The sequence below is a fragment of the Mesorhizobium sp. LNJC391B00 genome, assembly GCF_000502535.1.
Classification (GTDB): Bacteria; Pseudomonadota; Alphaproteobacteria; order Rhizobiales; family Rhizobiaceae; genus Mesorhizobium.
Genome location: NZ_AYWI01000003.1, coordinates 603,829 through 628,690 on the forward strand (window position 1 = coordinate 603,829; position 24,862 = coordinate 628,690).

Sequence of the window (24,862 nt, forward strand, 5' to 3'; positions counted from 1 at the left end):
GAATCTCCCTCAGACTCAGTGTCTTCTCAAGGTAGCCGCTAGGAATTAGACATGCCTTCAGGCTCGTTTCAACACCGCGTGTGGCAATGGATTGTCGCGTGCTTTCCGACGCCGGCGCACCTCGATGTACAGGAGCGCAATCATCGCTTCCTTGAAGAGGCGCTCGAACTCGCTCAGGCGAATTCCTGCACAAAGGAGGAGGCACTCGAACTGGTGGAGTACGGACCGGCGGCAACGCGGTCAGGATCAAGAACCTAGCGTGCTCCAAAACGACACCAAGCGCTAACCGTTGTCCAGTGTGGAAGATGATTGCCTTCGTGGTTTCTCCGACGCGCCGGCGCCCGGCAGACCTTCCTTTCTGGCCTTGGCAAACGCCCGGTCGCCTTCCAGGAACCCGACCAGCATAAAGGGGATCAGTTCCGCCACCGTTTCGGACTCGCCATAGGTCTCACGGTAAAGTGCGGCATAGTCGTTGAGTGCTTGGCTCAAGTCGGCGCCAACGGTGATGGTGATCTTCGAAGGTGTCCGGTCCGGAAGCTTTCCGAGTTTCAGGTTAGCCATGAAGTCCTCCTGTTCACCCCGTGTATGGCCGCAACACGAGGTCCTTGTGCACGATGACGCGCAACGGCCAACCAGGGCGCACGGTGATCGTGGGTTGGACGTTCAGGTTCTTTTCAGTGATCCGTTGGCCCGCTTGACTGACGTTCTGCTGGGTGGATTCACGAATTGCCTTGACCAAGTCGCTTTCATTTTCCCCAAAGCTCAACTCGGTACCAACCCCCAGCAATGTGGCTACCGCGACGCCCTTGATCAACTGCCAAGTATGGAAATCCACCTTGTCCTCGAGCCCGGCATAGCCGGCCGCGTCGGTCACGGGCAGATTGTCGATTTCGGTAGAGGAGCCGTCCGGCATCACGATGCGTTGCCACACCAACAGAGCGCGCCTTTGCCCAAAGGCTACAACGCTGTCGTAGGTGCCGATCAGCCGTGAGCCCTGCGGGATGAGCAGGATGCTGCCGGTGACGCTGTCGTGCACATTCTCGGTGATCTGGGCGACGACAAGGCCGGGCAGATCGGAATTGATGCCGGTGATCAGGCTTGCAGCGATCACGCTACCGGCCATGATCTGATAGGGCGAAGCCGGCGTCTGCAGTGCATGCGGGTTGTAGATCCCGCCGGTGTTCCGTTGATCGATGAAATCGAGCTTGCGCTGTTGATTGTTCTGGTCGCCCTCGGCCGGCGCGAAGGAAGCTCGCTGGCCTTCGGTATCTGGCTGCGGAGACGCCGTCTCGAAAGGCGAACGTCCGCCCTGCCCATTGCCAAAAGCTTCCGTCTGCTGGGGCCGGTTTTCGATACGGAAGAGGACTTGCGACTCGCGCGCCTCAATCGCTTGTTGTGCAAGCCGCTGCGCCTCGGCGGAAACGTCTTGCCCAGGTGCGATGCCAAGCTGGCGCTGGTGCTCGAGAATAGGACGGCCGAGATCCCCGGGCAGCGGCGGTCCAAGCACCGGAGCCTTCGGCTTGCTCCCGGAATAGTCCTTGGGCAGCGATTCAAGTCCCTCGGCGGTCGGGTTGCGGTCGGTGCTGTAAAGCTCTTCAGCCTGCTGCTTCAGGCGCAGTGCCGGCCCCTGCAGCGCCATCATCGTGACGCCAAAGATGGTGGCGGAGCCAACAGCTGCGATCGCGACGATTATGCCGCGCTTGAAGCGCACGGCCCGGCGCGGTGAGGCCCGCAGCTGCAGCTGTTCGGGATCGAGTTTGGGCGGAACATTGGGGCGGGACGTGTCGGTCATGAGCCTCCCCTCACCTGCCAAAACGCGAAAAGAGCGATATCCGCCGCGGCAGTTGCCGTCCGTCGGTCCTGGTGATGCGCACCACCTGCTGCTGCTTGGCGCCGAGACGGAGTTCAGCCGCGGCAAAGAGGCGCTCGACGATGTAGTAGTTGCCGTGCATCCGATAGTTGACGAGCTGGTTGTCCCCGTCAGCACCGACGATGAAGAGCGGTGGCGCCTCGCCCTGATCAATGCGCTTCGGGAACTCTATGTAGACCTTGCTGCCATCATCGAAGGCGCGCGTCGGTCTCCACGGCGGCGTGTCGCCGGTGATCGAATAGCGGAAGCGGATGTTTTCGAGTGCTACGTTCGAGGCCGCGGGCATTTCAGCCTCTGCCTGAGCGTTGCGCCGCCGAAGCGCCACGAGTTGGTCTTCGCTGTAAATCCAGGAGAGCGCCGCCATGGCAGTTTTCTCAGTGCTTTGAAGCTGCAGGTGATAGGATCGCCTGTCCGTCGTGATGACCAGATTGGTGGCAAGCCCCGGCGCGAATGGCTTCACCAGCACATGAGTGCGCTGGTCATCGCCTGAGCCACTAACGGTGTCACCGATCACCCAACGGACCGTATCGCCGGCTGAGACCGAGGTCAGCTTCTCGCCCCGCTGCAATGAGATATCGGTGACGCGCTCCGGCGCGGCGTAGAGCTGGTAGAGCGCGCCGTCGGCAAAGGGGTAAACCTGCACCGCATTGACATAGCCAAACTTGGTGGGTTGTTGCGTCGCCGCCTTGTTGGCATCGGCGACCTGTTCTTCCGGCGAGCGCTTATCTGGGGCGGGCTTGCCGGGTGCGGGCATCAACTGACCAGGCAACGGTAACGGTTTCGGCACTTCCACGACCTTGACCGGCTTCTCCGGCGCCTTCTCGATCGCGGCTGGTTTGAAGTCCTCGTGGTCATAGGAAATCTGAGGCGGCGGCACTGGCTTCGAGGCACAGGCCGAAAGAACCGCAGCAGACGCCGACAGGATCAAGGCAGCACGAAGCAATGGGGCTCTATTTGTCATTGGCGGGCTCCTTAGGGGAAACGGGGGTTGGCGCGGCGCTGTCGAGCTCGCGCGACCAGTCGATGGCGTTGATGAAGACGCCGAGCGGGTTCTTGCGCAGCTGCTCGGTTGTCCTAGGCGGGCGGATGAGGATGGTGAGGATCCCGATCCAGCGCGTCGTGCTGGCGAGGCTGCCGCGCTCGAACACCTGCTCGGTCCATTTGACCTGGAACGAGCTGTCGGAAGCCCTGACCACGCTGGTCACCTGCACTGACACGCTGCGCGTGCCGATTTGGCCGAAAGGGTCGTTCGCCTTGGCATATTCGTTGAGGAAGAGCGCCGCTCGGTCGGTGGCAAAGTCGTAGGCCGACAGCCAATTCTGCCGCACCAGAACCGCATCGGTGGAAACCGAACGGACATTCTGGATGAAGCGGCTGAGATGCCAGGCGATCTGGGCATCGTCGGGCTGGTAGTTTTGGACTGCCGGCGCGACCGCGTGCGCCTCGCCAAAGCGGTCGACCTCGACGACATAAGGCACGACGCGGCCCTGCATCGACTGCCACAGAAGCCCACCGGAAAGCCCCGTCGTCAGAGCCAGGCAGCCAAAGGCCATGAAGCGCCAGTTCTTGGCCTGGACGCGCGCCGTGCCGATGCGCTCATCCCAGAGTTGGCTGGCCTTCTGGTAGGGTGTTACGGGTTCGGGCGTCTTTCCATAACGCTGAACGGGTCGCTTGAAGAGCATCTAGTCTTCCTTGTCATTGAGGGAGGGATTGGCGCCGCTTCCGCCCCGATCTCCATCGCGCACCGCCTGCGTGGCAGCATTGCGATGGGCGCGTGCGGTCTGTTCGGAACGCAGACGCCTTGCCCAGACCGGCGCGGGGTCAGAGGCTGCAGCGGGCGAGGTTCCTGTCTTTGACGCGGTCGGCATGCCGCCGGTCGCGGTCCAGCCGGCATCGCGACCGGCGTCGGCACTACGGCGGAATGGTTCTGCTGCGGATCGCATTCCCCGCATCGCGGCGCCGCTAGCGGCACTCGCAACCCCATGCAGCCCAGCAGCTACCCCGGACAGCCCGGACTCGGGCGATGTCGCGCGCCCCGTTTGCCAAGCGACGGTGGCAGCGGACCCCATGGCGGCGCCGGCACGGACTGCGGCGAGGCCGCCGCCTGTTGCCATGCGCGCGCCGGCAAACGCAGCGCCTCCGGCAACGAGCGTTGATCCAGCTGCGGCCGCCGTTGTTCCAAGTGCCGCGCCGGCGCCAAGCTGCGGCGCGCCGGAAACAAGACCCGAGGCAATCCCGGGGCCGAAAATGCCGAGCCCAAGCAGCGCCAGCGCACCCAGCACCTGAGACATGGCCGCCGCCAGGTCCGGCTCCTGGCCCTGCAGGGCGGAAGCGAACTCGCCAAAGAGCGTGGAGCCGATGCCGACGATGACGGCAAGCACCATCACCTTGATGCCCGACGAAATCACATTGCCGAGCACGCGCTCGGCCAGAAACGCCGAACGGTTCCAGAGCGCGAAGGGCACCAGGACGAAGCCGGCCAGCGTGGTGAGCTTGAACTCGAGGATGGTGATGAAGAGCTGGATGGAAAGAATGAAGAAGGCGATGAGGACCAGGAACCAGGCCAGAAGCAGCACGAAGATGGTGAGCGCGTTACCGAAGATCTCGGGGAAGCCTACTAGCTGGCTCGCTTGATTGAGGAGCGGCCAGGCGCCCTCGAAGCCGGCCGCGGCAATGCGGCCTGGCCGCAGGAGACTGTCGGCGGACAGGTTGCCGGCCGATGCGTTGATGCCGAGACCGGCAAAGGAGCGGTAAATTATGTCGGCGAAGTTCTTGAAATTGTTCAGGACGAAGGCGAAGGCGCCGACATAGAGCACTTTGCGAACAAGCCGGCCGAGAATGTTGGGCTCGCCGCCGAACGCCCAGACCAAGCCCGCGAGCGTGATGTCAATGCCGATCAGAATGGTGGTGAGAAAGGCGACGTCGCCCGAAAGCAGACCGAACCCACTGTCAATGTAGCGGGTAAAGGTCTCCATGAAGCGATCGATGACTCCGAGGTCGTTCATGTCGCCGCCTTCCTCGTTGTCTTGAAGAACTGCCGCTCAGTTGCCGGGATAAGCCGTGCCGGTGCCCAGGAAACGCTTCGTCGTCTCGCGAGCGGCTTCCTCAGACTGCGCCTTGCGCGCCGCATCCTCGGCTTCGGCCCGGAACTGGGTCGCAAGCAGCGTCTGGATCTGCATCTGCTGCTTGGTCGAAAGCGCGATCAGCTGATTGGTAGCCTGGCTTGCCTCGAGGGCACCTGCCGCGCCCTGACTGCGATTGACGAGATCGGTAAGCAGGTCGCCGTCGGCCTGCACGTTCTCGACGATCTGCGACTGCGCGCTCATGGTCTGGCGGAACGCCTGCATGGCGCTCTGCCAGCGCTCGCGCGCGGCGCTCGCGACATCGCTGACCTTGATGGTGGCGTCGTAGCTTTCCGGATATTGCTGGCGCCACTGGTCCTGCAGCTTGTCGAGATCGAAGCTCAGGCCGCTCGCCTGGGTCATCAGACCGTCAATCCGTTGGAGCGAGCCGGTAAGCTGGCCCACGGAAGAGAAATCCAGGCGCTGAAGGTTGCGCGCCATGTTCTGCAGCATGGTCGCCTGGTTCTGAAGCGACTGGATTTGGTTGTTGATCTGCTCCAATGCGCGTGCTGCCGACAGCACATTCTGCGTATAGTTGGACGGGTCAAACACGATGAGCGCATAGGCCGGCTGGACGTAGTCAGCCATCGGTTTGGCAATCAGGGAAACGGTGACCAGGCTAGTAAAAAGGCGGCGTCCGATCATGACGATTGCTCCTTGTTAGGTTGAGGAAATTGCTGGAGAAGCTCGGCAGCCCAATCCAGGCCGCGCGCACTGAAGAAACGGGCGGCAAAGCTGCCCTGCCCTTCTTCGGAAAGAATATTGTCGATCAGGGTCTGCGCGGCCGGGTCGGAGGCGCCGCAAAGCGCAAGAGCGATCGGGCCTAGCCCGAGCTCGAAGAGGCGATTGCCGCGGCGCGACTGCAGATAGTAGTGGCGCTTCGGCGTGGCGCGGGCGACCAATTCGATCTGTCGCTCATTAAGACCGAAGCGCTCATAGGCTGCCCGTGCCTGCGGCTCCACCGCACGATCATTGGGGAGAAAAATGCGCTGCGGGCAGCTCTCGATGATTGCGGGTGCGATAGAAGAGCCGGCGATGTCGGCAAGCGACTGCGTCGCGAAGATGACGGAGACGTTTTTCTTACGCAGCACCTTAAGCCATTCGCGGATGCGGGCGGCAAAGAGCGGGTTGTCGAGATAGACCCAGGCCTCGTCGAGCATGAGCAGCGTCGGCCGCCCGTCAAACCGGTCCTCAAGACGATGGAACAGATAGGTGAGCACAGGCAGCACAGCGCCTTGGCTGTGCATCAGCTCCTGGGTTTCGAAACACTGCACATCCGAGATGGCCAGCCGGTCGTCATCGGCATCGAGAAGGCGGCCGAATGGTCCGTCGAGCGTGTAGGGCATCAATGCCGATTTGAGCGCATTGGACTGAAGCAGGACCGACAGGCCAGTCAGCGTGCGTTCCTGCGCCGGCGCGGTGGCGAGGCTGGTGAGCGCCGACCAGATTGCCTCCTTCACCTCCGGGGTGACGGTGACATTCTCGTGGGCAATGAGGCCGGCGATCCATTCGGCCGCCCAGCTCTGTGTGGCCGGGTCGTCGATGTGGCGCAGCGGCTGGAAACCAAGCGCACCATTCGCACCCAACGCATGGTGGTCGCCGCCCATGGCAAGCGCGGCGGCGCGGGCCGAATTGCCTTTGTCGAAGACATAGATTTGCGCGCCAGCGTAGCGCCGGAACTGCAAAGCGATCAGGGCAAGCAGAACCGACTTGCCGGCACCGGTCGGCCCGACAATCAGCATGTGGCCGACATCGCCGATATGGGTCGAAAGCCGAAACGGCGTCGAGCCGCTGGTTTCGGCGAAAAGAAGCGGCGGAGCGTAATCGCCGGTGACCTCGGCAAGGTGCTCGTTCTCCGCTGGACCTGCCCACACGGACGACAGCGGCACGAGATGGGCAAGGTTAAGCGTGTGAACGAGCGGCTGGCGAACGTTGGCGTAGACATGACCCGGCAATGAACCAAGCCACGCTTCGACGGCATTGATGCTTTCGCGAATGGTGGTGAAGCCGAGCCCGTTGACGATCCGCTCGACGGCGCGAAGCTTTTCCGCGGCGGCTTTACGGTTCTGATCCCACACCGTCACCGTTGTGGTGAGATAGCCGAAGCCGACATGATCGCCGCCCAATGCCTGCAGTGCTGCATCGGCATCGAGCGCCTTGTTGTCGGCGTCGCTGTCGACGAGAGGCACCGGTTCGTTGGTCACCACCTCGCGCAGAATAGCCGCGATCGATTTGCGCTTGGCAAACCACTGCCGCCGGAGCCGAGTCAGCGTCTTCGTGGCTTCCGCCTTGTCGAGTGGAATGAAGCGCGTCACCCAGCGATAGGCGAAATCCTGGTTATTGAGCGCATCAAGGATTCCTGGCCGGGTGACGTTCGGAAAGCCGAGAACTGTGAGGGTGCGCAGATGCTGCTCGCCCAGCATCGGCTCTAGGCCGCCGGTCAGCGGCGCGTCAACCAGGACGCCGTCGAGATACATTGGCGTTTCCGGCACGGCGACCGGATGACGGCGTGTCGAGATCGTGCCGTGCAGGTAGGTCAGGGTCTCGGCATCGTCGAGCGCGCGCACCTCGGGCACGAAGCCCGAAAGAAGATCGAGAACGCGGTCAGTCTCGTCTCGGAACCGGGCAAGCTCCTGGCGCCAGTCTCTTTCCCCTCCCAAGTCATGCGAGTCGACGAGAGCACTTTCCGCGCGCGCTTGGCCATCGGGCCCAGGCATGAAGACCAAGGTCAGATGATAGATGCTCTCGAAATGCGCGACCTTGCCCTCGAAGGCCGCGCGCCGTTCCTCATCGATCAGCCATGAGGCAGCATCGGGAAGGGCCGAGCTCGCATAGCCCAGCGCTTCGATGCGCTCGGCCTCGAAGAATAATGCCCAGCCAGAGCCGAGCCTTCTCAGCGCATTGTTTGCCCGCGCGCATATGCCGATGAGTTCGGCCTCCGTCGCGCTTTCAAGGTCGGGGCCACGAAACCGCAATGTCCGTTGGAAGCTGCCATCCTTATTGAGCACGATGCCGGGCGCGACGAGTGCTGCCCAGGGCAGATGGTCGGCAAGCCGGTCGGCTTTGCCGCGGTATTCGGAAAGCTTCAGCATGCAAGCCAGCCCTTTTGACGAAGATGACGGACAAGCACGCTGGCAAAATCCGGATCACGCCGTGCGGCAAAGACCGCGAGCGTGTGGCCGGCGATCCAGAGGATCAGACCGGCAATCCACTGCTGCAGGCCTAGGCCGATGGCCGCGGCCACCGTGCCATTGAGGATCGCCACCGCCCGCGGCGCGCCGCCGAGCAGGATTGGCTCGGTGAGCGCCCGATGGACCAGAACCTCGAAGCCTTCGATATGCTGCTCTCCGGTGCTCATCAGACGACTGCCCCGCCGCCAAAGGAGAAGAAGGAAAGAAAGAAGCTCGAGGCCGCGAAGGCGATCGACAGGCCGAAGACGATCTGGATCAGCCGGCGGAAACCGCCCGCCGTGTCGCCGAAGGCAAGGGTCAGACCGGTGGTGATGATGATGATCACCGCGAGGATCTTGGCGACCGGCCCCTGCACCGATTCCAGAATCTGCTGCAGCGGCTGTTCCCACGGCATGCCGGAGCCGGCAGCGTGGGCCTGGGCCGTGAGAAGAAGCGCGACGGCGGCGAACGAAAGAAAGCGAAGCTTCTTGCGCATGAGGTGACCTTTCAGAGCTGCTGGAGTTGCGGAAGTGTGAGCGGGGTGACGGCGTAATCGCCGCTGCCGTCGAGACCCGTGACCTCGGCGATCGCGTCAACGCGGCGCGCGGGTCCTCTTCCGGCAATAAAGATGACCAAGTCGACGGCATCGGCGATCAGCCGGCGGGGAACGGTGACAACGGCTTCCTGGGCGAGCTGCTCAATACGATAGAGTGCGGAGCGTGCCGAATTGGCGTGAACCGTGGCAATGCCGCCGGGATGTCCGGTGTTCCATGCCTTCAGCATATCGAGCGCTTCCGCGCCTCTGACTTCGCCGACGATGATGCGGTCGGGCCTCAGCCGTAAGGTCGAGCGTACGAGATCGGCGAGTGTGATGGAGCCCCGCCTCGTCCTCATGGCAACGCAGTCCTTGGCCGCGCATTGCAGCTCGCGGGTGTCCTCAATCAGGATCACCCGCTCATCGCATTCGGCGACTTCTGCCAGTAGAGCATTGGTAAGTGTCGTTTTGCCCGACGATGTGCCGCCGGCGACCAGGATGTTGCGCCGCTCGCGCACTGCCTTCCTCAGGGCATCAGCCTGCAGCGGGAGCATGACGCGATCGGCGACGTAGTTGGCCAGCGTGTAGAGTTTTGCCGCCGGTTTGCGGATGGCGAAGCATGGCGCCAGCACGACCGGCGGTAGCAGACCCTCGAAACGCTCGCCTGATGGCAATTCGGCACTGACAATCGGACTATCTGCATGCGCCTCGGCGCGTACATGGGAGGCGACGAGCCGGATGATGCGTTCCGCCTCGGCAGGATGCATATGCACGCCTGTATCGACCCGGCCTTCTCCCAACCGGTCGAGCCTCAGCGCGCCGTCGGGGTTGACCATCACCTCGATGACGGTCGGATCGGCAAGGGCCTCGGTGATCGCGGCGCCCATGGCTGTGCGCAGCATGGCTCGGCGGCGGTGGTCCGCTGCGGGATGAGAGTTCATCCTTCGCCTCCGTTGCCATTGCCGTAACCAAGCGAGCGCTTCCCGGAGGCTATCTGGCGACCGACCTGCTCGACGAATTTGTCAAAGCGCTCTTGGGCGATCGCCTGTGTCGCCCGATCCGGAATTGGCGTGTGCGCATGAAGCGTGATTGAAAAGCGGATTAAGAGCGCCAGGCTCTCCAGAGTTATTTCGGCGTCGCGCCTGACATGGTCGAGATCGCGGGAAAGACGGTCCAGCCGCTTGCCGTAGCGCTGGTCGAGCTCGTTTTCACCACGCCGTTCGATGAAGGCCTCGACCGCTTTCGCGACGATTGCCGATTTCGTGGTCGACGGGTTGCGGCTGAGGGTTTCCAGCTTCTCGCTCAATTCGGGTTCGAGCAGAAACTGGTGGCGAATGCGATGGGGCTTCATACGTCTCGTTCCGACTGGCCGGCGCTGATGCGCCGGTGCGAACGAACATCGCCGAGATCCGCAAAATCGCTTATGGGCGTTATCTACGCCGAGATACGCCTCAGTTGCGGAAAGCGTTCAGAAGCCGGGGATGATGTCCTTGTCGTCGCCCCTTCCCTCGCTGAGGCCGTAGGCGCTCGCCGCGGTAGAAACCCGGTCCATGACGCGCTTGTCTGCGAGTGCCTCGGCGTCATCGTCCGACAGATTGAAGAGGTCATCCTGATCAGGCTCCCGAGAGACGACGACGTGGTCTTCAGGCAGGCCGGGATGACGCTGCTGTTGCACGCCGCTCCCTTCTTCGATTGCCGCGCCGGCGTGTTCGTCATCGGCAGCGAGACGGCGGTCAACACTGCGGACTTGTCCGCTCCAATCGTCGGGGCGCGACGCAGGACAGTCCGCGTACAGACCGTCGCGCAACACCGGCGCCGGCAGCACCCGTTCGGTGAAATTCGGATCCTGGTAATAGCGCAACTTCTGGGCGCGGATCGGCGGCAACCCCGAAACGAGGATTAATTCGTCAGCTTGCGGCAACTGCATCACTTCGCCAGGCGTCAGCAGCGGGCGAGCAGTCTCCTGGCGACTGACCATGACGTGCGAAAGCCAGGGAGCCAGCCGGTGGCCGGCGTAGTTGCGCATGGACCTGAGTTCCGTCGCTGTACCGAGCGCATCCGATATGCGTTTGGCCGTGCGCTCGTCGTTGGAGGAAAAGGCAATGCGCACATGGCAATTGTCGAGAATGGCGTTGTTCTCGCCATAGGCTTTGGAGATCTGGTTCAAGGATTGCGCGATCAGATAGGCGCGGATGCCGTAACCCGCCATGAAGGCCAGCGCGGTCTCGAAGAAGTCGAGGCGACCAAGAGCCGGAAATTCGTCTAGCATCATGAGCAGTTGGTACTTGCGGCTTTTCTTCGGGTCACCTTCCAGCCGCTCCGTCAGTCGCCTGCCGATCTGATTGAGCACCAGTCGCACCAGTGGCTTGGTGCGCGAGATATCCGATGGCGGCACCACCAGATAGAGCGACATCGGTCGTTCCGCATCCATGAGGTCGGCGATGCGCCAGTCGCAGGCCGATGTTGCCGAGGCAACCGTCGGATCACGATAGAGCCCGAGAAACGACATGGCGGTCGAGAGAACGCCAGAACGCTCGTTCTCTGACTTGTTCAGCACCTCGCGAGCCGCCGAAGCCACGACGGGATGGACCCGAGGTGTGTCGGCCGTGCCGAGGTGGTTGGTGGTCATCATCCGCAGCAGTGTCGTGGCAAACGAGCGTTGCGGATCCGACAGGAAAGTGGCGACGCGGGCAAGCGTCTTTTCTTCTTCCGCGTAGAGCACGTGCAAGATGGCCCCGACCAAGAGTGAATGACTAGTCTTCTCCCAATGGTTTCGCCGCTCCAGGGCGCCTTCCGGATCGACGAGAATGTCCGCGATGTTCTGAACGTCGCGGATCTCATCTGAACCCCTGCGCACTTCCAGCAGCGGATTATAGCGCGCCGACCTCGAGTCGGTCGGATTGAACAAGAGGCAGAAAGAGAACTTCGACCGCCAGCCGGAAGTCAGCTGCCAGTTCTCGCCTTTGATGTCGTGAATGACGGCCGAGCCGGTCCAGGAAAGAAGCGTTGGAACGACCAATCCCACGCCCTTGCCCGAACGTGTCGGCGCAAAGGCCATGACATGTTCCGGCCCGTCATGTCGCAGATAGTGATCCTTCAGTTTGCCAAGGAAAACGCCGGCCGGCTCAAACAGGCCTGCCTTCTCGATTTCCCGAGCCGCGGCCCATCGTGAGGAACCGTAGGTGGTGACCAACCCCCTCTGCCGCGCGCGCCAGAGGGAGCCAGCTATTGCGGCCGCACACCCCAGGAATCCGCTGGCTCCGGCAAGCATGCCGGCCTTGTCGAAGACCTCAGGCGCATAGGCGTCGAATTGAAACCACCATTCGAAGAATTTCCACGGCTTGTAGATCGGCCGGGCCGCCGCGGCAAACCATGGCGCGCCAAGCTGCGGCTGATAGTCCAGCATGTGGGCGCACCATTGCGTTGCCGCCCATATGCCAACGATGACGATGGCGAACACAACTACGATCTGGCCGACAAGGAGCTTCGTCGGTGTCACGGGCACAGCCTCCACTGTTTGGTAGCAGATGGAAGCAGCATGACGTGACGTTTCAGAATATGAAGATACCCAATATACGCGCCCGTGCGATGCAGTGAACGTTGCAGGCTTGGAAGACTGGGGCGCCAAGAAGTGTCATCGCGAAGGGCGACGAGCGAATGACTTGTATTGGGCCGACTGCGGACAGGCAGCTTTCGGAAACATGATTGCGAAAAAGCCGCCCTCGTCACGGTCTGTCCGTACGAAAAGTACCGGCACGATGAGAGCCTCAGTGCGAAAGAAAAATGTCACACTGAGGCTCACCGAAGGTGGGCTATAACCCGAACAGACGCCGGACAAGCTGCCATATACTTGCGAAGAAGCCAGGCAGTGGCCTATGGGCCTCATAGTAGGCCTGCCTACGCCTTTCATCCCTCAGCATGCCTGTAACCGTCTGGGCCGCGGTCATTTTGGGCTCCCACAAGATCCGTCCGTCGCGGATGATGTAGTGGGAATTACAGGGAAGTTGCCCGCTGCCTATTGACGGCTGTAGTGACGGCCTGCCGCCACGTTCGGTAAACCGCCATTCCGCAGGTCCGAGAGGTATAGCCACTTTGCAGCCGCAGCCGCAGGCGCACAGGTGCACCGCAACCTGGTATTCATCGGACACATACAGGACGCCTTTATCAAGCTCCTTGGGCACGAAATGGACCTTTTGAAGCCGGATATCATTCATGGCGCGTCTCGACGAAAAAGCGTGGCATGGTTGTGTCCATCAAGATGTGGTAGGCTGGATGGTCCTCGACGTAAAAACCCCGGTATTGTTTGTATCGGATCACCGCGATGCAGGCATTCATCGCGTTCAACTCGGATATCTGTATGTTGGTGCGATATTCATCGCCGGGCTGATCAGCGGTCTCGGATAGAGCCTTGGCCCTGATCTCTTCGGCGTCGTCAGGCAGATAGACTGTTGCGCGCAGCATGCCTGCCAGCGCAGACTGCTGGCGGTTCAAACCCAAGCCGACGTCGATGAAGGGAATCTTCAGGCCGATGAGCAGGTCGAAAACTCCGGCGCGGGCCGACCCCTTATCGACGCAGACGAAGGCGAAGGTGACGCCTTGCAACTCCTCAGTTGACGACTGGTCGATGAATTTCCTTTCAAGTTTCAACCCGCTCCGGAAGTTGCCATAGCGATCTTGATACAGGTCGGCCTTGGCCCGCTTGAAATCGTCTTCCTGAAGCCGGCCGGGAGATCGGTAGGCGTTGTGGACGTGGAACACGTCGGCGTCGAAACCGCGGATTTCGCGCACATTCGTCTTGACCATGAAGTCAAGCACATAGGCACCGGTCCCACCGAGCCCGATGATTGCGACCACCTCATCTTTGAACCGCGCCGCCAAATCGCCAATCTCCGCGCGGCTAGTTAACGTGTCCTGATAGGTGAAGACACTATCTGCGACCACATCGTGGTCGACCGCGAACGTGAGGGGTGTCGCTTGCGGGTAGCGGCTCACGGCCGGACCGGACAGCAGAGCTACGTAGTGCTGGATTTTCTCAAAGAAATCCGGGAAACCGGTTGGCGGTTTGTTCGAGAACGAGCGCTCAACCAACACGTCATCTCTGGTCAGGGCCAAGGTTCTCGGGCCACCGCCCAGGTTCGGGATCGGCCGCCCGTCGGCCTCATGGGGAACCCCACCAGCGAAGAAGACCTGATGGTCGTCTTGCTGGACCTTTTCAGCGTCGACGAAGACAAGCTTAGTCACAAAAGCGCCCGTGCACAGCTCCAGTTGCGCGTTGAGGTAGGGAATGTCGCGGACAACCAAATATCCGCTGTCGAACCGGAGCGCGAAGCCCCGGTCGAGCAGCCGTTTTATGTCGGGATTATGATTCGCTAGTGCGATTAACACGGAACGCCATCCCATCCTTTGCCTTGACGGTGCCTCCGGGGGAGAGGATTCCATCTCGGTCGTTGTGGCCCCGGGTGTAGGTGACCGAATAAGTCGCGCCCGGATTTTGGGGATAGTCCGGATAAGCATGGGTAACGACCTCGACATAAGTCAGTTCGTCTTTTTTCGGCACCTCGTGCGGCGTGCCGTTGACCACGATCGTGATGGTCTCGTCGTGGCCCTTGTTATCATCTTCCTGCGCCATTGTGCTGTCCTTTCGCTTAGCCGCGCGGCGGATTGGGGTCGTGGCCGTGGCTATCGCTCTGCGCGATCTTGCCGTCACGGTTGTGAATCTTGAGCTCGGTCGATTGGTTGCGGCTGACCCCGCGGCCGAAGTCTACCGCCTCTTTCTTGCTGTCGAAGTGACCGGACGACCGCTGGCCTCCGCCCCTCTTCACGTCCCAGCCGCCATCGTGGTTGGGAACCACATGATGCGTACCGATGGTCTTCTGTGACGCCATATCTTGTATCCTTTCGTTGGTTTCGGTACGGGAAGTACGTCTACTCCGAACAGGTATGCCGTCTCGCATATCGATTGTCAAGCACTCTCTGTGCTGCTACTCTGAACAGAGGAAAACGACAGAAAGAGGCAATCGTGACCACGCCGCTCGGCAACAAGATTCGCGCGCTGCGCAAAGATAAGGGCTACACGCTGGACAGGCTTGCGGAGCTCGCTGACTCCAGCAAGAGCTATATCTGGGAGCTTGAGAACAAGGAGCCGCCACGACCGTCCGGCGACAAAATCAGCAAGATCGCCACGGCGCTCGGCGTCACCACCGATTATTTCCTGACCGACGATGTCGAATTGGAGGATGCTGCAGATCAGGCGTTCTACAGGGAGTACAGAGCGCAGCGGCCGAAGACCAAGGCACGTCTGCGCCAGATGTTCGCGGTCATAAAGGACGATGAGCAGTAAGCGGGCGCCCACGCTGCGGCAATTGCAATTGCGGGCGCTTCTCAAAGCGGGGTTTCGCCCCCGATGTTCGGCGGGTCGCCTGAGAGTGCTGGGGCCGCCGTTTCCGAAACGATGACCTGTTTCCGGGCGAACTCAGCTTCTGTGGTTGCCAGAACCATGTGATTTAAGCGTCGCCCGTATCTTGGAGGACCCTTTGAAGACGTCGCGAATCGCCTTTTGCGTATCCGCAATGCTGCGGGCCAGCTTTTCCGGCAAAGGCTCAGGTGCCAGGCCCTGCCTCTCCTCTTCACGATTGATCAGACGCTTGAATGCAGAATTACGCTTCATCATCGCGGCTCTCTGTCATCATCAGATTTGATCGAACGCGGTGCACGTATCGAAGGTTCAACTCGGGCTCGAAATAATGTTTCCGCTTCACCCATATGAAGCCGTCGGCCCGCGAAATGACCGCGACATCGATCGGGCCACCAACGGTCTGCATGCCACGCGAGACATGACGTTTCAATGACGTCAGGTTAACGAGGGCCTCCGCCATAGAGGCCAGCTCGGACTTTGGCATGAATTCGACCATGTCCTCAATCTCCTTGCGGGATTGTGAACGGATTTCCTCAAATTCCTCCTCACGCAACCTTTTGTTGAAGGCTGTCTCGGCCTCGCCAGCTTGCCGGATCAGTAGCCGCCGCTCCGCCTCGGGCATATCCAGTTGAGCAATGATATCTTTCGAGATGCTTGAAATCGTGTTGTTCACGAAGGTCGTTATGTGTCTCTCGATACCCTCATCAAGGCCGTACAGGAACCGTTCCACCATTTCCCTCTGCGCAAACGGCAGGACACGCGACCGCTCGCCGTCGCGATCGATGTCGACAAAGTTGGTCCGGGCGTATTTCAACTTTCCGAACACCACGCCGTCGATTTCGAAGGAGATCAGTGAAGGAAAAAGGTCCCTAGACCCGAACCCGGCGATGACGATGCCCGTTTGCGAGCCCGTCCTGGTCTCGCTCAGAACCGCGCGCTTGGTCAAAGCGACGACGCGATCTGTAAAACCCCGGTCGTCCGCACGCATAAAGTTCTGTTCAACGATCTCGCGGATTTGAGCTTCACGACCTTTTGTAATCCTCGGAGCGGAACCGCCGATGAACCTGGCGGGCTTGACGCGCCGGTAGATCTGCTCGAACGTCGCCAGCACGAGATCAACAATTCTGTTGAGTTCGGTCTCCAGATGCATGCTTTTCTTGAAGTCCTTCAGCAGACGTTCAAGCCTTGTCGTGATGCGCTCGTTGATCTGGCGGATCAACGGCATGAGGATTGATTCGACCGCGGCTGTCTGGACCTTCGCTGAGGCATCGTTTCCCCACGCGTTGAGATATGTCAAAAAATCCAGTGCCGCATCTTGCAATCGCGGGAAGGACTTGCAGTCGCGTCGATAGTCGCTGATCAGAATCTGTAACGGCGCCTGCATGAACTGCATGCCGTTGTAAATCATGACCCCGATAGGGTCCCGATGGGACAAATCGAAGAGCTTTTCGGCGGAATCGTAGGTTTTTTCCTCGACATCACCCGCCGAAATCGTGACAGCGCTATCAGCGGCCAAGGCCACTGCGGATTTATTTAGGATGGCGATTTCCGCTGTCATGGCGCTACAGCGTCAATTGGCATCATGTTGAAAAATGCCGAAGCCGGATCGGCTTCGGACTGAAAACGTGCCCTCATCAAAAGCCGCCCACTCCCCATAATTCGGCTCGATTCTTTTGTGAGCTTACGCGGCTTTGCCGGCAAGGGAAGTGATTACTTCACTATTCTTCACAAAATTGTGGGGCCAAGCTGTGCCAACGAGCCTTAGCGCGACCCTAGAGTAATACAAGGCCCCGGACGCCCGCGTATCGAATTGACTCGGCGAATGGCAGGTTTCAGAAACCATGCTGCCGCACTCGAACGACCGAGTTGAGGCGCATTGCAGACTGGAAACATCGGGCCGAAAGTTGATTGGCCGCTTGCATCAACCGCGCCTGTGAAGAGGACATGCTCGGATGGCCTGACGCGTAGTGCCGATTCGTCCAACGTCTCTCAAGTTTGACGTGTACCAGAAGGTTAGCCGGCGAGATCAGCGGACTAGGTGCGATGGGGGCCGTAGTATGTAGATCAGATCGCCCGTCTCTGACAGCCGGAACGACGCAGAGCGCCGGGTCGCGTTTCTCCGTTAGTGATGCTGCACCCCGGACGACGGGGATGATCGCCGGCTCGGCGCTAGAGTTTCTTTTCGCGTGAAGAAACGCCGCGAACTGATGCGAGTTGCATGATCGGGCTTCATCCGCTACATATAGCCTGATTTCGTGTATAGCACTAACAACTTGTTGTTTGAGCCAGACTTCACAATAATATTGGCCGCTCCGGCATAGCGTGACTACTGAGCGGAAGGTTTCATTTTCTGCGGGGGATGTGATGCCAGTATGCTTCATCCACGGCGTGAATGTTCGCAAAGACGACCCAAGCTACGACCGCGACGTGGCCGCACGCGACGAGCTGATCCGGAGCCTCCTCCTAAAACCCTTGGCACAGCGAAATCCGCGTTATGGCGGGCTGAAAATCATCAACCCGTATTGGGGCGGACTGGGCGTTACCCACGCCTGGGGGCAGGCGACGGTGCCGAACGTCAGCCTCCTGGAGGACCTCGGGACGGCGCAAAGCAATTTCCAGTCCGACCTGGAATTGACGATGCTGCTGAAGGAGCAACGTGGGACGGCTAGCGAACTTGAGGCTCTCGGTGCGGCCGATCCGATCGCAGCGGCCGCGCGACGCGATGTGCAGGCGCTTCTCGAGGCGGTGTTGGCGCCGCTTATCTATTCGGAAGAACCTCTGGTCGATCGCGGACCCACGCTGGACGCCGAAGCGCACGGTGCGCTTGAAGGGATGCTGCTTGCCGCAGCGCAGGAAATTGCAGCGGACTCAGCCGTTGTGGCTGAAGTGCAAGCGGCGCCTTCCGGCAACGCCGCACTTGACCTTCTTCGCGACCGCCTCGCTGAACGCTTCACCAAACGTGCCAGCCTTGCAGCCAAACCCGCCGACGCCGGGGAGGGCGCCAACCTTGAGGAACTTGGCCCGTCCTGGCTAACCGGCGCGAAAGACCGGATCCAGCAATTGTTCGATCGCGCAAAGTCGAAAGCGGGAAGAGCACTTTCGGCTGGCACGCTTGATGCCTATCGGGCGCGGCTCCACGCCCAGATAGGGCGGTTCCTCGGCGACGTTTTCGCTTATCTCCAGCATCGCGGAGATCGGGCATCTCCGGGTCCTATCCCGAAGCTCGTTCTTGATGAAATCCACAAGGCACGTAAGAGCGGCGGGCCGCTGGTTCTAATCACCCATTCGATGGGCGGCAACATTCTGTACGATCTGCTGACGACGTTCGATCCTGCATTGGAAGTCGATGCCTGGATCTCGGTCGGCGGTCAGGTCGGCCAGTTCGAGGAGATGAAGCTGTTCCTGGCGAGCGACCCGGCACTCGGCCCGCCGGCGAAGGTCAAGCCGTTCGGCGGGCGAGTGAAGACCTGGCTCAACGTCTACGACCCGGTCGACGTGCTGAGCTTCCTCATTGCGCCCGTATTAGAGAGTGCGGATCCTCGCTTCGTCATCAAAGACCTGAGGTTCAAGTCAGGAGCTAGCACACTTGAAGCACATGGCGCTTACCTCAAGCGGCCAAGCTTCTACACGCTTATCGCCAAGGAACTGGAGCAAAGAGTATGAGCATCGTTCCTCCGCATGAGCGATCACCTGCGGAACCATTCCTGGTCTATGACGCCCGGAAGCAGGTTGAGGGCAAGCCGGGCCTGCACGCGCTGATCGCGGGCGTGAGCGCCTATCCGAAACTGCCGAGCGCGAACGGGCTTGGCATGGTGCCGTTGTCGTCGACCTCACTGACTGCCTACCTCATGTTCTACTGGTTGATTAACGCTAGTCAGAACGGCCTGCTCGAACAGCCGCTCGCGACCTGTCGGCTGCTGCTGACGCCCTCCGCTGAAGAACGATCGGACAGTGCTGGACGTGCGCCTGGGATTGCTGCGTTGGCCCCGCCCAATTGCTCTATGCCCCTGTTCCGGGCTGCGGCCGAAGCCTGGCGGAACGATGCCGCGACCAACAAAAACGATAGCACGCTGTTCTACTTTGCCGGCCATGGCATACAGATCACACGCAATAACCAGGCCTTGCTGCTCGACAGCTTCGGTGACATCGGCCCGGTGTCGCTGCATTCCGTGGATTGCAGCGTCTTGCGCAACGGAATGGCGCCCTCGTTAGCACATCCGGACATCGCGCGGACCCAATTCTACTTCGTCGACGCCTGCCGGAACCTGCCACCGGCCAACCTCTCGCTGGAGAATGTGCGTGCTGGAGATGTCTTCCAAGTTCATGCAAGCGGCCTTGACGATCGCCGGGCGCCGATCTTCTTCGCCTCGCCACCTGACGGTAAGGCGCAGGCGGTTCCCCGGGTGCAGACCCTGTTCAGCATAGCATTGCTCCGTTGTCTCGCGGGTCGGGCCGCTTTCCCGCCCGATCGAATGGCTAACGGCCGGGCGGCGAACCACTGGTATGTCTCCACGCAGTCGATCGGCCAAGGACTGCCGATGGTGCTCGATGAGGTCAACCGGGAATATGGCGGTCAGCAGAGCTGGACCATGGATGGTGGCGGCAACGATGCCGTACTTACCCACATCAGCGGTACGCCGACCGTTCCACTGCAGATTGAAGTCGATCCAGAGCGTGCGCTCGGCAGCACCACAGTGGAACTGAAGATGGGCGGCGCGGCAGCGGCCCTCGCCCAGTTCAGGTCGAACCGTGATTCTCATCCCTTCCGAAGGGACGTCCCCGCCGGAATCTACGAGATCGGTGCCGTAGTAAATCCGAAGATAGACGGGCTGCGTGAAGCCGACCAATTCACTCACACGGTCGAGCCTCTGCGTTGCCGGACGAAGGTGAGGCTGTCATGAGCGCCGCGCGACCGACATCACCCACCTCGCGCCGAGGGCGGCCGAGTCGAAAGACCGGCTCGCTCAAATTCACCACGGATTTCCGGTCGAACGAGTTGAAGGACCTGGAAATCCCGCTGGAGGTCAGAGCGCTCGATTCCACGGTCATGGCCAGGACCACAAGCTTGCAAACCGTTGGTGAGCTGCCGCCCGGTCAATATTATGTTGTGGCCTCCCTGCCGGGCGGCCAGAATCTGTCTCAAGCGGTAAAGATCCCGAAGAATCCCTCGTCCTTACCTGTCGAGGTACAGCTTTCCGTCCGCGAGTCGCAGCGCTCGGCTAGGGAGACGGACGAGAGAACCGAGTATATGGGCCTACCGGTCAGGACTGCGCTTAGCTCAGCGCCGCCGGTTGACCAAGCGGGCTGGAGATCGCCCGTGCCGCTGTCGCAGGATCCGGCCAGCGCGTTCGCGGCTACGACGGGCACTGGCGCCAGTACGTTCGAATCCGCACCCCGCGACCCTCGCTCCGGCGCCCGGCAGGGCGGCCTCGAGATGCTGGGCGCGGCCCCGAGCGGCTTCACCATGGCCGCACTGGGGGAGTCGGAGAGCGTCTTGCTGCTTGCCGAATTCGCCGCATTGCAGTCAGGCATGCCGCCACCAACGCGCGCCGCGGGCCGCCTTGCCGCCCTCGAAGTCATGGGACCGGCGGGACCGGCCACGGCGCCGGCCATCGCTTCGCAAGCGGAAGTGCAGGCCGCTGCCGGACCGCTTGACGTTCAGCTCGCTTTCTTCCGCGGCAACCCACTCTCTTTCAAATCGAGCCTGGTGGTCGACAACACGCCATGGATAGCGAGCGTCGCAGATCGGAGCATCCGGATCGCGATCAATGGCAACGACTCCCCATGCACGCTGCAGGTCATCGAGGCCGGCCGGCCGCCACTGAATATCGCCCTTCCGGTTTCTACCGAACATGGCTGCCTAGTCGAGATTTCGAGACTTGCGGCACCGCTGAATCCGACGTCGGATGTGGACGTGATCTCGATCGATGTTCATCTCGACAGTGCTGCCGCCAACTCGCTGCTTCGTTATCGCGCGATGGGAGAGCTCAGGCAGGTTGAGACCAGCCTTGGCGATGGTCAGACTTTAACCGCCCACCACCTGCTTTCGGAGAAATTCGAAGATCCGGTCGCTGCGGTCGTCGGCGGCTATACTCTGCTCCGATTCAATAAGTTGGACCGGCTGCCGGACAGCTGGACCAAGAATCTTTCAAACCGATTCGAATGGCTGCCGGATGGGGCGGTGGTCCGCGGAGAGCATCTCGCACGGCTGGGAAGGCACGACGAGGCCCTCGACGCTTTCTTGCTTCTTTCCGGGCGTGGGCTGCCGATGTTCACCGAAGGCCTCGGATACGTGATGGATCGGCTCGACCTTTATCTGCGAACGCTCGAAAGCTCGCTCAGTCGGGACGCATTGCAGCGAGCTCGCGGCCTGACCGCATTGCTGCGCAAGTTCTGCGAATATTCGAGCAATAATCGGCAGCTGCTCAGCTACACCGGCGTTTCGCCAAACAGGCCGGGCAGCGAGGTGGTTCGTGACTTTCGCGGCGGTGAACCCGGCTTGGGCCTGCTTACCCTGCGCCTCGACCCGAACGGCGCTGCGATTATGCCGAACCCACGCCAGGCGAGAGGAAATACGCCAACCATGCCGCTCGAGACCCAGGGTGCTGCGGAGCCCTCGCTCCGTCCGACCGCACGAAGCCTGGCGTTGCCGGAGGCGGTTCTCGCTGCCACGGAGCAGCGCTTTGCTGAGCGCACGGCGGAACGAACCGCTCACATCGAAAAGATAGACAAGGCCAAGGAGCGGAAGGGAAGCCTGCTAGAGGTCGATGACCAAGACAGGATCGCGTTGCGGAGCCAGCGCGTGCTATCACAGCCCGGGGTCCGCGATATCCTGGCGAGTGGGCCCGGCGGAAATCAGCTCGAAACGCTAGGCACAGTCGATCCAATTGTTCTCGAGCGGATCATCGGCGGTGACAATCTGCTGGGTACCGCATTCCTGAAAATTGGCACCAAGGTCTCTCGCACGGTCGCGCGCGTCGTCGTCCGCGGTCCGGCGGGCGCGACGCTGGGATTCGGCACGGCTTCGCTGGTATCGCCGCGGCTGGTGATGACCAACAATCACGTGTTTCCTGACATTCTCGCGGCGCAGTTCTCCGAGGTAGAGTTTGACTATGAAACCGGGGAGGACGGACGGCCGCTCCCCCTCAGCGTCTTCAGGCTCGAGCCTAGCATGTTCTTTTACACGGATCCCGATCTCGACTTCACCATCGTCGCCGTTACCGAGCGATCGCAGGATGGCCGGTCCTCAATTGGTGATTTCGGCTTCAATCGCCTCACTGAAGAGCTCGGCAAGGTGGTGCTAGGCGAATCCGTCAACATCGTCCAGCATCCTGACGGGCGTCCAAAACAGATCGCGCTTCAGCAAAACGAACTGATTGATCGGCTCGAGAATTTCCTTCATTATCGGACGGACACCCTGCCTGGCTCCTCGGGGTCGCCGGTGTTCAACAATCAGTGGGAAATGATCGCACTTCATCATTCCGGCGTGGCAGCCCGGGATGCCAATGGCCGAATTCTCAGCCGCGATGATCGGATATGGACGCCCGACATGGGCGAAGCCGCGGTAAAATGGATCGCCAACGAAGGTGCCAGAATCAGCAGTATCATCGCCCGGCTCCGCAGTCTCACCAGCCTGTCGCCGCAACAACAGGCTTTGCTCGACCAACTGTTGACGCCTCCGATTTTGGCGCCGGAGACCCAGCCGAGCCCGGCCGCGATCTTGAATTCGCCAGGAGACTCCCAACCAATGACATCAAGCACGTCCAGCGCACTTGACGAACCGAATGCTTCGCGAGCCGCTTCGCCGGCTCAGAGCACGATAGCCGGCGAAATCGTCTTCAACGTGCCTCTCACTATTTCCGTCAGGCTGGGAACTCCCGACGCGGTGCAGGCGCGGCCGGTTGCTCCGGCGACAAGTGCCCGGACAGACCTCCTCGAGCGGCTCACGCCCAAGCAGCCGATCGTCGACCGCAACTACGCATCCCGAGCCGGCTATGATCCGGCGTTTCTCGGACCTAATTTTTTTGTCCCACTTCCCACAGTAGCGGATCCCACTACCGTTTCGACTATGGCCGATGGTCGCCAGGCAATCCCCTACGAGCATTTCTCCATCGTCATGCACAAGTCGCGCCGCCTCGCGCTGTTCACCGCCTCAAACGTAGATGGTCGTCAGGCAAGCCGTCGTCCCGAACCGGGACGTGACTATTCGCGCAAGGGGCTGACCGGACTTGGTCCGAACAATATAGAGGAATGGGTCACGGAAGCCCGAATTCCAAGCTCGCATCAACTGCCCGACAAATTCTACAGCAACGATCGAGGCGCGTTCGACAAAGGCCACGTCGTGCGGCGCGACGATGTTTGCTTCGGCACATCCTTCGCTCAGATCCAGCGGGCCAACGGCGATACCTACCACACAACCAACTGCTCGCCTCAGGTGTCAGGTTACAATCAATCGGCACGAGGGGTCGACAATTGGGGAGATCTCGAAAACTTCGTGCTGATGCAGGCCAAGGTGGAAACCTATTGCGTCTTCGCCGGGCCGATCTTTCAGCAGACGGACCGCGAGTTCCATGGCGTGGGTGAGGACGGTCCGCTTCGGGTCAAAATTCCCAGGAGCTACTGGAAGGTTGTTGTCGCCGCCAAGGCGGGATCGTTGCAGACCTTCGCCTTTGTCCTAGATCAGGATCTTAGCGATCTCCGCCTAGAAACACCGGCTGTTGAGGAAGCGATGGAACCGTCTGCCTTCGAGTTCGAGCCGACCCGCGAGTGGCGGCGCAGGATGGTCGCAATCTCCACGCTCGAGGAGCGCCTCGGCAACACGATCCGATTTTCGGAGGTGCTGCGCCAAGCAGATCAATTCGGCAAGCCGAATGGCGACGAAATCGTCCGAATCGCTCGCATGCAATCGTGACGCTGGCTCGTTGCCGTGGGCGTGGAGGGGATAGCTGCCGCTCGGCTTCGGACCCCAAATTGGTCGTTTGCACTAGCGTGCGCGATGTTCGAATGCGGTGGCCGCTTTCACCTGCCCCGGTTCTCACCAGTGGCGATGGCGCTAACTTCACGCTCGCTTGCTCTGGGCGAACCGTCAAGCTCCAGCGCCGAGATGGGACATTACGACTATGCTTGAGAAGTTGCGATTAAGGCTTAGCCAGATTCCCTACAGTGCCGTCACCGCGACGATCGCGATCGTCGTGGCGTCTCTAACACCGTTCTTTAATTACTTCCATGTCGTGCGATCGGTGAAGTTAACAAGTAGGCCAACTTGTCGCCGGGAATACTTCCTGAAGGACGGCCAGGCGTTCCCGCTCGGTGTCGAGGCAACCGACCGCAAAAAGTGCGTGTGACGCTGTCCTCCAATCACGAGTTGAGCGGGTTGCACACCTCGCCGTGGCACGGAACGTCCGTGCGCCTGCGCAGTTCTACGGTAAAGATCGGCTGAAGGTCGTAGACAACTTCCGCCAGGAAAGCTTGATCGGTGCAATTTTCTCGAGGCGGAGACACGCGTCCGCTCTAGGGTATGAGCCAAGCCCAAGCGCAATGGCTGGGCACAAATCATCGGCCGCTAACACCACATGTAACCCAATCAACTGCCGAATCTAGTGCCCCACCTTGTCCATAAGGCCCGCAATTCCGACTGAGGCGCTACCCAGAAAGTTCAAAAGGCTTCCAGGAACCTCAGTCATTTGCGATTTGTAGAACTATCCAACGACCGCTTTGGAGCCGATAGCGGTCTGACAGCTTCCGATCCCA

General features: G+C 60.8%; 22 protein-coding genes. 5 read left to right on the top strand and 17 right to left on the bottom strand.

Annotated elements, in window-relative coordinates:
* Positions 1–282: 282 nt before the first annotated feature.
* From X750_RS154260 to X750_RS154185, 15 genes are all read right to left on the bottom strand, one after another.
* The gene (locus X750_RS154260; protein ID WP_023689356.1) at positions 283–561 is read right to left on the bottom strand and encodes a DUF2274 domain-containing protein; all 279 of its coding nucleotides are present in this window, start codon (positions 559–561) and stop codon (positions 283–285) included.
* 13 nt (positions 562–574) lie between these two features.
* Positions 575–1,792 carry a TrbI/VirB10 family protein gene (locus X750_RS154255; RefSeq protein WP_023747223.1) on the bottom strand — a complete coding sequence of 406 codons (1,218 nt, stop codon included), beginning with the start codon at positions 1,790–1,792 and terminating at the stop codon, positions 575–577.
* A gap of 10 nt (positions 1,793–1,802) precedes the next feature.
* Positions 1,803–2,831 carry a P-type conjugative transfer protein TrbG gene (gene trbG, locus X750_RS154250; protein WP_023724107.1) on the bottom strand — a complete coding sequence of 343 codons (1,029 nt, stop codon included), beginning with the start codon at positions 2,829–2,831 and terminating at the stop codon, positions 1,803–1,805.
* Positions 2,821–3,552: a conjugal transfer protein TrbF gene (gene trbF / locus X750_RS154245; RefSeq protein ID WP_023724108.1), complete on the bottom strand. Its 732-nt coding sequence runs from the start codon at positions 3,550–3,552 to the stop codon at positions 2,821–2,823. The genes trbG and trbF overlap by 11 nt, the downstream gene beginning before the upstream one ends.
* Positions 3,553–4,875 carry a P-type conjugative transfer protein TrbL gene (gene trbL, locus X750_RS154240; RefSeq protein WP_023747224.1) on the bottom strand — a complete coding sequence of 441 codons (1,323 nt, stop codon included), beginning with the start codon at positions 4,873–4,875 and terminating at the stop codon, positions 3,553–3,555.
* 36 nt (positions 4,876–4,911) lie between these two features.
* On the bottom strand, positions 4,912–5,637 hold the full coding sequence (trbJ, locus tag X750_RS154235; protein ID WP_023669263.1) for a P-type conjugative transfer protein TrbJ: 726 nt from the start codon (positions 5,635–5,637) through the stop codon (positions 4,912–4,914).
* Positions 5,634–8,084: a conjugal transfer protein TrbE gene (gene trbE, locus X750_RS154230; RefSeq protein ID WP_023669262.1), complete on the bottom strand. Its 2,451-nt coding sequence runs from the start codon at positions 8,082–8,084 to the stop codon at positions 5,634–5,636. The genes trbJ and trbE overlap by 4 nt, the downstream gene beginning before the upstream one ends.
* On the bottom strand, positions 8,078–8,350 hold the full coding sequence (locus X750_RS154225) for a VirB3 family type IV secretion system protein (RefSeq protein WP_023689361.1): 273 nt from the start codon (positions 8,348–8,350) through the stop codon (positions 8,078–8,080). The genes trbE and X750_RS154225 overlap by 7 nt, the downstream gene beginning before the upstream one ends.
* A complete protein-coding gene (locus tag X750_RS154220) occupies positions 8,350–8,658 on the bottom strand; it encodes a TrbC/VirB2 family protein (RefSeq protein ID WP_023669260.1) in 309 nt (102 codons plus the stop codon). Before X750_RS154220 ends, X750_RS154225 begins: the two co-directional genes overlap by 1 nt.
* Positions 8,659–8,669: 11 nt before the next feature.
* Positions 8,670–9,638: a P-type conjugative transfer ATPase TrbB gene (trbB, locus tag X750_RS154215; protein WP_023669259.1), complete on the bottom strand. Its 969-nt coding sequence runs from the start codon at positions 9,636–9,638 to the stop codon at positions 8,670–8,672.
* Positions 9,635–10,048, bottom strand: a complete 414-nt coding sequence (locus X750_RS154210; RefSeq protein WP_023708017.1) for a CopG family transcriptional regulator — start codon at positions 10,046–10,048, stop codon at positions 9,635–9,637. The genes trbB and X750_RS154210 overlap by 4 nt, the downstream gene beginning before the upstream one ends.
* A 117-nt stretch (positions 10,049–10,165) precedes the next feature.
* A complete protein-coding gene (locus tag X750_RS154205; RefSeq protein WP_023747225.1) occupies positions 10,166–12,196 on the bottom strand; it encodes a conjugal transfer protein TraG in 2,031 nt (676 codons plus the stop codon).
* A 707-nt stretch (positions 12,197–12,903) separates the two neighbouring features.
* Entirely contained in the window at positions 12,904–14,082 is a 1,179-nt protein-coding gene (locus X750_RS154195; RefSeq protein ID WP_023708020.1) for a ThiF family adenylyltransferase, read from the bottom strand.
* On the bottom strand, positions 14,057–14,326 hold the full coding sequence (locus X750_RS154190) for a multiubiquitin domain-containing protein (protein WP_031212482.1): 270 nt from the start codon (positions 14,324–14,326) through the stop codon (positions 14,057–14,059). Before X750_RS154190 ends, X750_RS154195 begins: the two co-directional genes overlap by 26 nt.
* A 16-nt stretch (positions 14,327–14,342) precedes the next feature.
* The gene (locus X750_RS154185; RefSeq protein ID WP_023708022.1) at positions 14,343–14,582 is read right to left on the bottom strand and encodes a DUF2188 domain-containing protein; all 240 of its coding nucleotides are present in this window, start codon (positions 14,580–14,582) and stop codon (positions 14,343–14,345) included.
* 134 nt (positions 14,583–14,716) lie between these two features.
* On the opposite strand from X750_RS154185, the gene X750_RS154180 reads away from it, so the two are divergent.
* Positions 14,717–15,037, top strand: coding sequence for a helix-turn-helix transcriptional regulator (locus X750_RS154180; protein WP_023708023.1), 321 nt, complete (start codon positions 14,717–14,719; stop codon positions 15,035–15,037).
* A 132-nt stretch (positions 15,038–15,169) separates the two neighbouring features.
* Here X750_RS154180 and X750_RS1000000165730 read toward each other — a convergent pair whose 3' ends face one another.
* Complete coding sequence (locus tag X750_RS1000000165730; protein WP_156932381.1) at positions 15,170–15,367, bottom strand: hypothetical protein; 198 nt, start codon at positions 15,365–15,367, stop codon at positions 15,170–15,172.
* A complete protein-coding gene (locus tag X750_RS154175) occupies positions 15,354–16,670 on the bottom strand; it encodes a hypothetical protein (RefSeq protein ID WP_023708024.1) in 1,317 nt (438 codons plus the stop codon). The genes X750_RS1000000165730 and X750_RS154175 overlap by 14 nt, the downstream gene beginning before the upstream one ends.
* 806 nt (positions 16,671–17,476) lie before the next feature.
* Between X750_RS154175 and X750_RS154170 the strand changes: the two genes are divergently transcribed.
* From X750_RS154170 to X750_RS154160, 4 genes are all read left to right on the top strand, one after another.
* Positions 17,477–18,775 (top strand): hypothetical protein, encoded by a 1,299-nt coding sequence (locus X750_RS154170; RefSeq protein WP_023708025.1) that lies wholly within the window; start codon positions 17,477–17,479, stop codon positions 18,773–18,775.
* A complete protein-coding gene (locus X750_RS154165; RefSeq protein WP_023747227.1) occupies positions 18,772–20,013 on the top strand; it encodes a caspase family protein in 1,242 nt (413 codons plus the stop codon). Before X750_RS154170 ends, X750_RS154165 begins: the two co-directional genes overlap by 4 nt.
* Positions 20,010–24,023: a DNA/RNA non-specific endonuclease gene (locus X750_RS1000000163660; protein WP_156932382.1), complete on the top strand. Its 4,014-nt coding sequence runs from the start codon at positions 20,010–20,012 to the stop codon at positions 24,021–24,023. The genes X750_RS154165 and X750_RS1000000163660 overlap by 4 nt, the downstream gene beginning before the upstream one ends.
* 208 nt (positions 24,024–24,231) lie before the next feature.
* Complete coding sequence (locus X750_RS154160; RefSeq protein WP_023708028.1) at positions 24,232–24,456, top strand: hypothetical protein; 225 nt, start codon at positions 24,232–24,234, stop codon at positions 24,454–24,456.
* Positions 24,457–24,862: the final 406 nt, after the last annotated feature.